Genomic DNA, 12,246 nt, shown 5'->3' with positions numbered 1-12,246 from the left:
GGCTAAATCACAAGATCAAGTGAAAATGCGAATCGCACGCATATACCTTTTTCGCCGTCATGCGACAGAAGGGGTGCAAGCCCGCATCGAGTGCCGGGCACTGACCTCACGAGCGAGAAAAGCATGCCCGCAATCCGTCGGCTTTCCCCTGTTTCGCGTCCTTCGCAACGCTTGTCCCCGATCAGCTTCGCCGTGCGTTGTGCGATGCTCGGCTGCCTGATGGGCACGGCTTCGAGTCTGGCCCAGGCCGCCGATGCCCCGGCCATGGCTTCTACCCGGCCCGACGATGCCACGCTGCGCGACTACGACATCGCCAAGGGCCCGCTGGGCACCGCGTTAAGCGTGTTCGCCAGCCAGTCGGGGCTGCTGCTGTCCTATGATCCCGAGCTGACCCGCGGCCGCGCCGCGCCGGCACTCAAGGGCCGCTACACCGTGCAGGAGGGGGCCCGGCGCCTGCTGGCCAACAGCGGCCTGCAACTGCTGTCGAACTCCCGGGGGGCCTATATCCTCATCCCGCAGGCCCAGGCATCGACGATGGCGACGGAACTGACGCCGACCATGGTCGCGGCCAGCGAGTTGCTGGACCCACAGCGCGACACCTATCGCGCGCCACGCTCGACGGTGCACCTGTCGCGTGAGGACCTCGACCGCTTCAGCACCGTCTCGGTGGGCGACATGCTCAAGGGCGTGGCCGGCGTGCAGGTCGGCGACAGCCGCAACGGCGGAGCGCTGGACGTCAACATCCGCGGCATCCAGGGGCAGAGCCGGGTGGCGGTCAGGGTCGATGGCTCGGAGCAGGCGGTGGATGTCTACCGGGGCTACGGCGGCACCCAGCAGCGCAGCTACATCGACCCCGACCTGATCAGCAGTGTCACCGTGAACAAAGGCCCCAGCACTCGCTCGGGAGCGATCGGTGGCTCGGTGGAGATGAAGACCATCGGTGTCGATGACATCCTGGTCGATGGCAAGGATGTCGGCGTGCGCCTGACCGGCAACCTGTGGAACAACGGCGTGGAGCCCGAACACCGCAACCGCAACTCCAGGGACGAGGACCTGAGCGCGGTGCCGCGTGACGAACGCGGCAGCCTGTTCGGCTCCAAGGCCGAGTCCGGCAGCGCCGCCTTTGGCTACTCCCATGAACGCTTCGACCTGGTGGCGGCCTATGCGCACCGCAACCAGGGCAACTACTTTTCCGGCAAGAAGGGCCAGGACCGCTACCGCCTGTATGACCGCTGGGGTGACGAGCAGGCCAGTGTCGCCAATACCTACAACGCCGGCGAGGAGGTACTCAACTCGTCGTCCGAGACCGACTCCTATCTGCTCAAGACCACCTGGCGGCTGGCCGACGACCATACCCTGGACCTGGGTTATCGCCGCTTCGACGGGCACATGGGCGAGATCATGCCCTCGGACATCTTCCGCTACGGCACCGCCGGCATCTATCAGTACCCCACCAGCGAAATCCAGATCGACACCTACACCGCCCGCTATCACTACCTGCCCGAGGGCAATCCGTGGGTGGACCTCACCAGCAGGCTGTGGATGACCGACTCGAAGACCAGTACCTTGAGCGCGGCCTGGATGGCACCCAAGTCGCAGCTGTACCGTACCGACCGCGCCTGGTCCCGCCAGGACAACCGCCGCATCGGCGGCGACCTGACCAACGTTTCGCGCTTCACCACAGCCCATGGTGATTTCAAACTCGACCTGGGCGGCGCCTTCCAGCTCGAGGACCTCCAGCCGCAAAGCAACGTGGTCTCCACCCAGCACGACATCAACGCCAACCGCATGTTGCGCGATGCCTCGCGTCAGGAGTTCAGCTTCAACGGCAACCTGGAATACAAACCCACTGAAACACTGACGCTGTGGGGCGGCGGCCGCTATGCCCACTACCAGACCAAGGACAACACCGTGCTGGCCGAGGCGCGCCGCGAAGAGCGGGAAATGCGCTGGATCACCGCCAGCAGCCCGGGGCACTGGGGCAGCATGACGTGGTTCCCCGACCAGAACGGCCAGTACACCGACGCCACCGACCCACGCCTGAACAACGGCATCGTCTTCGAGAACAGCAACGAGCCGTTCAATGGCGTGCCGTTCAACGAGTCCGGCGCGACCAACGTGGTGGTCCATCCCGAAAGTGTCAGCAACGTGGTCACCGGCTACGACTACACCCCGCAGGGCAAGAGCAGCGGCGGTGGCTTCGCGCCGGCCTTCGGTATCAATGTCGAGTTCCTCCCGGACACCTTCGTCTACGCCTCCTACACCCAGGGCCTGCGCCTGCCGTCACTGTTCGAGACCAGCCAGGGCACCCAGCAGGTCACCCCGGGCAAGCACCTCAAGCCCGAGCGTTCGCGCAGCTGGGAAGTGGGCGTGAGTGCCTTGCGCAGCGACCTGCTGACCGCGGGCGACGAGGCGTCGGCCAAGCTGGCCTGGTTCGACAACGACATCAAGAACTACATCACCCGCTACTACGACCCGAGCCCGGGCCTGTGGGGGCAGATGACCTTCAGCAACACCGACAGCTTCCACACCCGTGGGCTGGAACTGCAGTCGCACTACGATGCCGGGCGCGTGTTCGCCGACCTTTCGGCCACCTACTACCTGATGACCGAGACCTGCGACGCGGCCTTCGCCGCCAAGCTGCGCGCCAGCGCCAATCGCTACCAGCGCACTCAGGACACCCCGGACTGCACGTCGGGCAGCTACATGGGCTCGTACACCAACACCCAGAACCCGCCACGCTTCTCGGCCAACCTGCTCGGCGGGATGCGCTTCTTCGACGAGGCACTGACCGTGGGCGGGCGCATGACCTACAGCTCGGGACCCACCGCGCAGATGGACAAACCCTGGCAGACCGGCGCGACCACGCCGCAGATCGACTACCGCTCGGTGGCGTTGTTCGACCTGTTCCTCAAGTACAAGCTGCTGGAGCACACCGAGCTGAATGTGTCGGTGCAGAACCTGACCGACCGCTACTACCTGGACCCGCTGGCGCAGAGCTTCATGCCGGCGCCGGGACGTACCTGGCGGGTGGGGATGGTGGCGCGCTTCTGAGAGCGCCTGCCTTGTCCAGCGCCTTGGCCCGATCGTCGGGGTGGCTGGAGCCCGCCGCAACCCTTGCAGCCGAGCGCCGCCCGCGCGGCGTTCGATCTCAAGTGCGCTGCAACGCTAACCCCTGATACCCCGCATCGCCGCTAGCCAATTGCAATGCCGAGCAGGTCCCGACTGCTGCTCGGGCAATGGCCAGGGTGCGAGCGTTGCCCCCCCTGATATCGAGCAGCGCTGCCATATGTTTCGGCGGGCCTGCTGAATACAGGCGTGCCGGATAATAGATTGTGCTTTATCTCGCGCATCTGCTGCGTGCGATAGTCGCCTCGTTGCGCAGGGCTATCGATAATGGCTAAAGAGTGGCTTGTATTGTCTTGGCGCTCCGTTTAGTATCCGCGAATATTCTAAGTTAATAACTATTTCTTCTGTTGGCGTTCGTCCGGATTGGCCACGCCAAAACGCTTGGCGAGTACTGTGCACGCGGCTGCAATTCTCGGGTGTTATTGTGCGCTGCAGCGTCTATCCAGCCTGAGTTGGCATTTTCAAGTCATTGATTTTAAGTGTTTTTATGCTTGTTTTTGAGCCGGGCTTGTTGGTTCTGCTTTCAAGGTTGCTTTGGCTTGCTGCGCTCGGTTGCCTGGCAATTAAACTTACGAGTTTAGTTTGTTCGCACCAGCGACTGACAAATTAAACTTTGCAGTTTAAAAGTGCCAATAGTGTACTGAGGGTTTTATTAATTGGCGGTGTTGCGCAACTACTGCGTGGTGTCTCGTTGTGCCTGCGATTTGCCGTTGTTTATTTACTCGTCGGTTTAATTAGTTGGCCGGTGCGATAGGGCCGGCTTGAAATTGTTTGTGACATTTTGCCGAAGGAAGTATTGGCAACGTGTCCTTCCTGCGCCTCGCAGGAGGCATGGCGGCCTCTGGCAGCATTGCCAAGGCAAGGATCCACACACGTGAGAAAAGGAGTTTCAGGATGAGCAACGACGATATGCTGAACCGCTCGCTACCTCTGTTGACCGAGGCGGGCATCGACAAGCTTGCGTCCAGCCGGGTGGTGATCGCCGGTTGTGGCGGCGTGGGTGGCGCCATGGCACTCACCCTGTGCCGGATGGGCGTACAGTCATTCAAGCTGGCTGACCCGGGCGCTTTCGATCCGCCCGACATGAACCGCCAATGGGCCGCGACGGGTGCTTCGCTGGGCCGAAACAAGGCCCTGGTGTATCGCGAGCTGATTCTCGACCTCAATCCCCGGGCCAAGGTCGAGATCTTTGTCGAAGGTATCACCGACCACAACCAGGACGAGTTTTTGTCGGGCGCTGACATCCTGGTCGACTGCCTGGATGCCAACGTGCCCCACTCGCTGCGTGAGTCCATCCACCGCAAGGCACACGAGCGTGGGGTGTTCAGCGTTGTCGGGCCGATCATGGGCTTCGGCTGCTTTGCCTTGTGCTCCTCACCGCAAGGGTTGGGAATGGAGTACTGGACGCAGACGCTCAAGGTGGCCAAGGAGCAGGGCTCCCTGCCGCGGATCTTCGACGAAATCTTCGTGCCCCAGCACATGCAGGCGATCGTCCGCAGCCTCGAGGTTGGCAAGGTGCCAACGGTAGCTGTGGGGCCTCTGATCGCGACATCGCTGTTGGCCACTGAGTGTGTGAACCACCTGCTGCATGACCTGGTGCCGGGTTTCCGTGAACCGATCGTGCTGCCAAAGGTGATGTTCTTCGACCTCAATCGCATGAACCACAGGATCATCGACGTGTCCGAGGGAGCCTTGGCATGACGTTGCTGGCCGACACCGTCGAGGCCCGCGCGCGGGTCCTGGCTCAACATGGGTTCAACCTCGACCTGATACCGTCGCGGCTGGTCCTGGACGACTACCAGACCGACAGCCTGATGCACCGCGACTACCCGAGCGTTCCTCTATTGCGCCAGGACGGCGACGGTGAGCTGGACGAGCGACTGGCTGCGGCGTTCCAGGCCTTGTTCGGCCTGCCCCAGGTGCTGGCGTTGGCCCAGGGGCGGCTGGCGGAGGCGTTGCTGGTCAACGCCCTGGTCACGGCGGGCGACTGCGTGCTTGGCAGCGCGCCATTTCCCACGCTGCAGGCGCACCTGCAGCTCAGGGGCGCCACATACTGCACGGTGTCGACGGCAGATGCCGGTGGCCAATTTCGCGCTGACCTGGACTGCGTGGCCCTGGAGCAGGCGATCAAGCGTGTGGGCCGCCAGCGCATACCTTTCCTGCTGGTCGAAGCCTGCACCAATGCCATTGGCGGCGTGCCCGTTTCGCTGGACAACCTGCGTGCAGTGAAGGCAGTGGCTGATCGTTACGGCATCCCGCTGCTACTCGACGCGACGCGGATCCTCAGCAATGCCTGTCTGATCCGCGAGTACGCCTGCGACTGGCGTGACCATGACGAACTGAGCATCGTTCAGGCCCTGTGCGCACTGGCAGACGGTGTGTTGCTGAGCGCGACGAAGGAGATGCCGACGACCATCGGTGGTTTCCTCGCGCTACGTGACCGCACCCTGTTCGAGCGTTGTCGCGACCAGGCGCTGATCTTCGGCACGGGCTTGGACCTGCTGGGCAAGCGTCGTTTGCTGGCGGCAATGCGCGAGCCGCATGGGTTGGTGAAGCAAGTTCGTTCGCGCATTGACCAGGTACGCCGTTTCCACGGCCTGTTGCAGTTGGGCGACGAGTCACAGGTGGGTGTCCATGGCGTGTTCCTCATGGCTGGCGCGCAGTTCACGGCCATGCATGCTCGCGCCTTCCTCAATCATCTGTATGTGGGCTACGGTGTGCGTGGCGCGCTCAACCCAGGGGGCTCGGCCGGCCCTGGCGATGCCCTGGTGCGTTTCGCTCTTGGCGTTCCAGGCAAGGACGAGCGTGTCCTGGACACGGCTGCGATCTGCATCCGCGAGGCGCTGCGCGAAACCGACCAGCACCTCGCCCTGGAGGAGGTCCACCGCCCTGCAGGCCTCGCCGGCGGCATGCTCGCCACTTATCGCCAGGCCGGGAGCGTGCAGCCATGAAGCGTTTGCTGATGATCATCGGCGTGCTCTGTCCGCTGCTGGCCTTCGCTGGCATGCCGGCGGGCAACCTGGTGCCAAGGGATATCATCGAGCGTTCCGAGGACCGCCCAACCGGCAAGGATTCGGTCTCGATGTTGTTGGTCACCCTGACCGACAAGGCTGGAACCAAGCGGCAGCGCGGGTTGCTTTGGTATCACCTGGCAGGCGAGCAGGGTGACCTCGACCTGCAGAAGTTCTTCTATCCCCGCAGCATTCGCAACATCGCCACCTTCAACGAGGAGGTGCGTGGCGCCGAGGACCTGCAATACCTGTACCTGCCGGCCGCCAGCCGGGTTCGGCGGGTATCTTCCAAGCACCAGACCTGGGTCGGGTCCGACTTGATCTACGAGGATCTGCAGAAGATCAACCTCGAGGACTGGACATTCAGCTATGTGGAGCAGGCCAGCGAGGAAGGTTTCGCAGTGCATGTGGTGGATTGCCAGGCCAAGCCGTCGTCGAACTCGGCGTATGCCAAGCGCCGCTACTACATCCGCGCCGACGGCAGTTACTTCCCCAGTCGGATCGACTTTTTCGATGCTGCCGGCCAGTTGATCAAGCAGGTTCGGCGCACCGAAGTGCAGGCATACGGCTCTGCCCTGTACGAGCGTTTCGTGCAGGTGAATGATCTGCGCAACGGGCATCAGACGCTGATGGAGCGACGTTGGGTTCGCGTCGATACCGGGCTGCCTGCGTCGCTGGTGACGGTGCGGCAGATGGAGAAGGGCATCGAGCACTTTGCCGAACCTGCGGACGTGCAACGCCTGGTCAGTGACGAAACCAGCAGGATGGTGGAGTGATGGTCGGGATTGTCCGAACACTTGCAGCCGTCTTGTCGCTGGCTGGCGCGCCTTGCGTGAGCGCCCAGGCGCTGGCGGCCCTGGGTGGCCAGAACACGGTGACGGGGTTTCTCGACCTGCGCTCGGCGGTTGGCCTGGGCAGCGGTGGCGAGGTGGGCTCGAGCGCCTTGAAGTCGAGCCTGGACAATGGCCTGCGAGGTCGCGGCCGGGTCGAGCTGGATCACCAGGCCGACGGCCTGCGCACGCTGGTTTCGGCGGACCTGGAGCTGGAGCACAAGCGCATGCGTTCGGCAGCCGACGAAAACGAAAGCACTGCCAGGTTGTGGGAAGGGTACGTCGAATGGGAAGGCGAGACGACCAGCTGGCGCATCGGGCGGCAGGTGATCCAGTGGGGGGTGGCGGACGAGGTCAGTGTGATCGACAGCTTCACACCCCAGGATTTTCGCAGCTTCCTGATCCATACCCGCTTCGAACGCAAGTGGCCGGTGACCGCGGTGAGCGGTCGCTACTTTCTTGATGGCGGCGATTTCTTCGAGGTGCTTTGGCAGCCGCAGTTCCGTCAGGACCTGCTGGCCCAGCCAGGCGAGGAATGGAGCCTGTTCGTGGAGAACAACTACGTGCGCGGACTGGGGTTGAGCGAGCGCTCGACCAAGGTTGAAGGTGGTCCGCTGGGCGACAGCGTGTTTGCCGCTCGGCGAGTGCTGCGGCGCGACAATTATGACCTGTCGTTCAACTATGCCTACCAGTTCGAGCAGATGGCGGCATTTCGCGCCGATATCCAGGGCTTCGACGCCAGCGGCAGGGCAGTCGGTACCGTGCAGCCTTATCACGCCCGCCAGCACACCACGTCGATGGCGTTCGAGTCGGGGCGTGACGGGATCGGTGTGCGTGGCGAACTGGCTTACGTCACCGATGCCGGTTATGTCAGCTACGACATGGCTGTGCCGGGTCTGGTCGAGCGCCGTGACACGCTCAGGGGAGTGGCCGGCATGGACTACACCTTCGCCTCGCGGACCTACATCAACCTGCAGTACACCCTCGACTACATCCGTAACCACAACGGCAACATGCAGCCGGACAAGTACCGGCCAAGCGTGACATGGCGGGTGAACGTGCCGCTCAAGGGCGAGGACCTGTGGCTGGAGTTCCAGGGGCGCGAGTTCATGAACATGACCGACCGTTTCTGGCGCCTGCAATTGCGCTGGCGGGTCACCGACGACTGGGAACTGCGCACTGGCGGAATGCATTTTGCCGGGCATGACGAAGGTATCTTCGGCCAGTTCAGGGATAACGATCAATTGTACGCAGGGGTTCACTATTACTTCTGATTGACAGGGCAATGTAGTTGCGCGCGCATGTTCATGCGGGCCATTTGCAGTAAATGCGATCGTTTGAAACGGGAGGATATGACTGTCCGTCCCTTGGCCGCGATCGCCTGTTTCATGGACTTTAAAGGTTTTATTCATCCTACAAAGGAGCGTGAAAAATGAATGTTGGCAATGATCCGATCATGATGAACGAGTACCAGATTCGTATCGCGGCGGCACGTGAGAAGTTTGCCGCCCGTGACGATGTCCAGGCGTTGTTCAACGCGCCGATGGACGCGCCGTTGGTGAACCTCTTCATGATCTACTGGAGCGCCATGAGCGCGGCACTGACTACGCCTATTCCGGAGTACCTGGCCACGGCCGGCGTGCGCTGCGAGGCCCTGGGCCTGAACAGGCTGGCCGAGTTCTTCAAGGAGCACACCGAAGAAGAAGACGGTCACCACGAGTGGGCGGCGGCGGATGTCCACAAGTTGGTGAACCTGTGGAATGCGAAGTATCCGGGAATGCCGATCAATACCGACGACTTGCTGGTTTCCAATCTGACGCCTTCGGTGCGCCGTTATCACCAGTTGCACAAGGACGTGGTGGCCGGAGATGCACCGTGGGCCGAACTTGCCATTGATGTGGAGATTGAACTGATCACCACCCAATACGGCCCAGCACTGTTGAAAGCCTGTGCCGCAGCGCTGTGTGAAGAAGGCCAGCAAAGTATTTCCTTCCTGGCCGAGCATGTGAGATTCGACTTTGGCCATACCGATACCAACTTCCGCGTGGTCGCCGAGTTGCTCGAAGCCAAGCCTGAATACACCCAGCACCTGGTCGCCATCGGCGAGCAGGCACTGACCGCCTATGGCGATTTCCTTGGGGAGGCCCTGCAACTGGCCCGGCAAGCATACGCCCGCCTGCCACACGCCCAGGTCGCCGTGAACGCGTGACCTGACACGGACCGTTATCGGAGCACGACAAGGATAGAAAGGAGCTGGTCGGTATGTTCAAGAAAGTATGTGTCAGCTGCCTGCTGACCGACGACGTCGAAGGCGTGGCGCTGGATTCGGACGGCACCTGCAACCTGTGCCGCATCTCGCAGGCGGGGGGGCGGTTGCGCCAGGACGCGCAGCGCATGCGCTTCCAGCAGGACCTGGAGGCGACTTTGCGCGCCGCCAAGGGCAGTGGCAGGAAGTACGACTGCATTGTCTCCTTCAGTGGTGGCAAGGACAGTTGCTACCTGCTGCACCGGCTGGTGGTGGACTACGGCCTGAAGGTGCTGGCGTATACCAGCGATTTCGACATACCGGCCAGGACCTGGGACAACATCCGGCGGACGGTCAAGGCACTCGGGGTGGACCATCACGTGCACCGTCCGGTCCAGAGCGTCTACCGGCGTTTCATCCGCCATCTGCTGATGAACCAGGGCCCGAAGGGGGCAGTGCACACGGTTTGCTATTTCTGGCTGGACATCCGCGAAGGGGACCTGCTGCGTTTTGCCGTGGAGAAGGACATCCCGTTGATCTTCACCGGCTATTCACCCGGCCAGCCGGAGCCCGAGCGCATGCTCTACGAGATGCCGGCGGAGCGTATCGCCCAGGATTGGACGCCCCATGAACTGTTTGCCAACGGCGTGTTCAAGGAACACGAGCGGGCGCTGTTCTGGAACCCGCAACGCCATGGCGAGGGCATCAAGCTGCCGCGCATCCTCGCGCCGTTCCATGCCTGGGACTACGACCAGGCGCGCGTCACCAACACAGTCATCGAACTGGGCCTGGTGCAGAACAAAGTGCATGCCAACCCGGTGTTGAGCAACTTCACCCTGAATTGGCTGCTGATGTATTCGGATCTCAAGCTGCTTGGCTACAACCCGTACAAGCCCGAGTTCGCCAAGCTGGTTCGCGAAGGCAAGGCGGGGCGGCGCAAGTGGCTGCTGATCTTCGCGCTCATGGACTTCATGGTCCGTCGGCGGATCTTCATGGGGCGGCACATCGACCGCTCGCTGCGCGAGCTTGACCTGCGTCTGGAGGATCTGAAGATGGCGCCGCTCGAAGCGCCACCCCCGTCCAGGGCGGTGAGGCGCGTTGCTGACCAGGCACGAGACTGCGCCTGAAGGCTTGACCGACGCCGCCACGCGCCTTGGTCAGCAAGGCGCGGGCGGCATGCACGAGCGGGTGGCCGGCTGTTGGCCGAGCACCTGCCGCGGATGGCTTACCACGGATGGTTGAATGAACGATCTAGCGCTCGCTGGCGACCTTTTCGCAGGTTGCTCGGATTTCCAGTTTTCCCACGAGGGCGTGACTCGCCAGGTCTTTCGCCTGGGCGAGGGGCCCGCGGTGGTGCTCATGCACGAAGTCCCCGGACTGCACGATGGCGTGGTGCGCCTGGCCCGGCGGCTTGCCGATGCGGGCCTTGGCGTGTGGATGCCGGTGTTGTTCGGCAAGCCAGGGGTGCGGGTCTCGGCGTTGTCGGTGGCCGGTTGCATGGGCCAGGTCTGCATCTCGCGGGAGTTCCGGGTCCTGGCCAGCCGGCGCAGCAGCCCGATTACCGACTGGCTGCGGGCCTTGGCCCGAGCGGCGCACGCGGCCAGTCCAGGCCCAGGAGTGGGGGTGATCGGCATGTGCCTGACCGGTGGCTTTGGCTTGGCCATGATGGCGGACCCTGCAGTCATCGCCCCTGTGTTGGCAAACCCCTCGCTGCCCTTCGCCCTGTCCGCTGCCAAGGCCGGTGCGCTGGGTATCGAGCAGGACACGCTGGACGCTGTCGTACGGCGCTCGACCGAACAGGCCATTCCTGTACTCGGCCTGCGCTTCACCGGTGACCCGGCGGTCCCAGACGCCCGTTTCGAAAGCCTGAAGCAGGCTTTCGGCGAGCGTTTCGTCGCTTGCGAAATCGACTCGTCGGCGGACAACCCCCATGGCATCGGGCGTTGGGCCCATTCGGTGCTGGGCGTGAGTTATGTCGACGAACAGGACCACCCCACTTACCTGGCCCAAGAGGCGGTGGTGGCATTTCTCCAGGCCCAGTTGGGCCTGGGCCAGCCAGGAGAACACGTATGCAAACCATAGAACTGGCCAGGCTGATCGCCCCGGTGCTGTTGTTCGTGATGATGATCGGCATGGGGCTGGGCCTGCGCCGCAAGGACTTCGTCGACCTGCTGCAGGCGCCAACCGGGGTCGCCATCGGCACCTTGGGGCAGGTGCTGCTGCTGCCATTGATGGGGCTCTGGGTGAACTGGGTGTTTGCGCTCGACGGCACCCTGGCCCTGGGGGTGATCGTGCTGTGCCTGTGTCCGGGCGGGGTGGCCTCAAACACCATCACCTACCTGCTCAAGGGCGACGTGGCGCTGTCGATCTCGCTGACCGTGATTTCCAGTTGCATCGCCTTCATCAGCGTGCCGCTGCTGGTGGCGCTGGCGCTGGCCCACTACGGCGTTCTCGGCCAGACCGTGCAACTGCCGATGGCCGACACCGTCGTGCGCCTGTTCCTCCTCACCTTGTTGCCCTTGGCCTTGGGCATGGGGCTGGCGCGGCTCTGGCCGACTGCTTGCAAACGTCTGGAACCGCTGCTGCGGATACTCGGCTTCGCGTTCCTCATGCTGATGATCCTGGTGGTGGTGGTGAAGGAATTCCCGCTGCTGCAGGCCTATGCCGCGCGCTTGGGCTTCAGCCTGGTGGCGCTGTTCGGCAGCACCATGGGCCTTGCCTGGCTGGCAGCCAGGATGGCGGGGCTCGGCAGTGCCCAGACCCGTTCGATCACCGTCGAGATCGGCATCCAGAACAGTGCCCTGGCGCTGGTCATCGCCAGCCTGCTGGGCAGTGTCGACATGGCGATCCCGGCGATTCTCTACAGCGTCCTCGTCTGCCTGGCCGCGTTGCTGGTGGTCACGTTGCACGCCGTTGCTGCTCGCTGGCGCGTGCACCCGACCAACCCCGGGCAGCGGCCGGTCGAACCCTTCGGCGATGGACGACTCATCGGACAGCACTCAGGCGCCGCGGCGCGCAAGGATTGATCGAC

At 63.1% G+C, this 12,246-nt stretch carries 9 protein-coding genes; all 9 read left to right on the top strand.

All coding sequences use genetic code 11. From position 1 onward, the window contains the following. Window positions 1–123 precede the first annotated feature (123 nt). The 9 genes from AC0MAZ_RS00695 (at window position 124) to AC0MAZ_RS00655 (ending at window position 12,241) form a co-directional block, all read left to right on the top strand. Window positions 124–3,054 carry a TonB-dependent receptor gene (locus AC0MAZ_RS00695; protein WP_475859807.1) on the top strand — a complete coding sequence of 977 codons (2,931 nt, stop codon included), beginning with the start codon at window positions 124–126 and terminating at the stop codon, window positions 3,052–3,054. Between the two features lie 969 nt (window positions 3,055–4,023). Beyond that, window positions 4,024–4,830: a ThiF family adenylyltransferase gene (locus AC0MAZ_RS00690; RefSeq protein ID WP_254465167.1), complete on the top strand. Its 807-nt coding sequence runs from the start codon at window positions 4,024–4,026 to the stop codon at window positions 4,828–4,830. Then, the gene (locus AC0MAZ_RS00685; protein ID WP_232856638.1) at window positions 4,827–6,080 is read left to right on the top strand and encodes a beta-eliminating lyase-related protein; all 1,254 of its coding nucleotides are present in this window, start codon (window positions 4,827–4,829) and stop codon (window positions 6,078–6,080) included. The genes AC0MAZ_RS00690 and AC0MAZ_RS00685 overlap by 4 nt, the downstream gene beginning before the upstream one ends. Continuing rightward, window positions 6,077–6,916 carry an outer membrane lipoprotein-sorting protein gene (locus AC0MAZ_RS00680; protein ID WP_203650124.1) on the top strand — a complete coding sequence of 280 codons (840 nt, stop codon included), beginning with the start codon at window positions 6,077–6,079 and terminating at the stop codon, window positions 6,914–6,916. Before AC0MAZ_RS00685 ends, AC0MAZ_RS00680 begins: the two co-directional genes overlap by 4 nt. A 56-nt stretch (window positions 6,917–6,972) precedes the next feature. Then, complete coding sequence (locus AC0MAZ_RS00675) at window positions 6,973–8,244, top strand: DUF1302 family protein (protein WP_203650126.1); 1,272 nt, start codon at window positions 6,973–6,975, stop codon at window positions 8,242–8,244. Between the two features lie 158 nt (window positions 8,245–8,402). Next, window positions 8,403–9,179, top strand: coding sequence for a hypothetical protein (locus AC0MAZ_RS00670; protein ID WP_203650128.1), 777 nt, complete (start codon window positions 8,403–8,405; stop codon window positions 9,177–9,179). Between the two features lie 53 nt (window positions 9,180–9,232). After that, entirely contained in the window at window positions 9,233–10,342 is a 1,110-nt protein-coding gene (locus AC0MAZ_RS00665) for an adenine nucleotide alpha hydrolase family protein (protein WP_232856637.1), read from the top strand. A 115-nt stretch (window positions 10,343–10,457) separates the two neighbouring features. Next, window positions 10,458–11,297, top strand: coding sequence for a dienelactone hydrolase family protein (locus AC0MAZ_RS00660; protein WP_232856636.1), 840 nt, complete (start codon window positions 10,458–10,460; stop codon window positions 11,295–11,297). Then, a complete protein-coding gene (locus AC0MAZ_RS00655; protein ID WP_203650135.1) occupies window positions 11,285–12,241 on the top strand; it encodes a bile acid:sodium symporter family protein in 957 nt (318 codons plus the stop codon). Before AC0MAZ_RS00660 ends, AC0MAZ_RS00655 begins: the two co-directional genes overlap by 13 nt. Window positions 12,242–12,246 lie beyond the last annotated feature (5 nt).

The sequence above is a fragment of the Pseudomonas sp. A genome (assembly GCF_056270345.1).
This window is presented reverse-complemented; position numbering and strand designations above follow the sequence as displayed.

Bases quoted from the DNA above. Each gene is read 5' to 3' on its own strand.
- AC0MAZ_RS00695 (WP_475859807.1), top strand. From the start codon at position 124: ATGCCCGCAATCCGTCGGCTTTCCCCTGTTTCGCGTCCTTCGCAACGC.
- AC0MAZ_RS00690 (WP_254465167.1), top strand. From the start codon at position 4,024: ATGAGCAACGACGATATGCTGAACCGCTCGCTACCTCTGTTGACCGAG.
- AC0MAZ_RS00685 (WP_232856638.1), top strand. From the start codon at position 4,827: ATGACGTTGCTGGCCGACACCGTCGAGGCCCGCGCGCGGGTCCTGGCT.
- AC0MAZ_RS00680 (WP_203650124.1), top strand. From the start codon at position 6,077: ATGAAGCGTTTGCTGATGATCATCGGCGTGCTCTGTCCGCTGCTGGCC.
- AC0MAZ_RS00670 (WP_203650128.1), top strand. From the start codon at position 8,403: ATGAATGTTGGCAATGATCCGATCATGATGAACGAGTACCAGATTCGT.
- AC0MAZ_RS00665 (WP_232856637.1), top strand. From the start codon at position 9,233: ATGTTCAAGAAAGTATGTGTCAGCTGCCTGCTGACCGACGACGTCGAA.
- AC0MAZ_RS00660 (WP_232856636.1), top strand. From the start codon at position 10,458: ATGAACGATCTAGCGCTCGCTGGCGACCTTTTCGCAGGTTGCTCGGAT.
- AC0MAZ_RS00655 (WP_203650135.1), top strand. From the start codon at position 11,285: ATGCAAACCATAGAACTGGCCAGGCTGATCGCCCCGGTGCTGTTGTTC.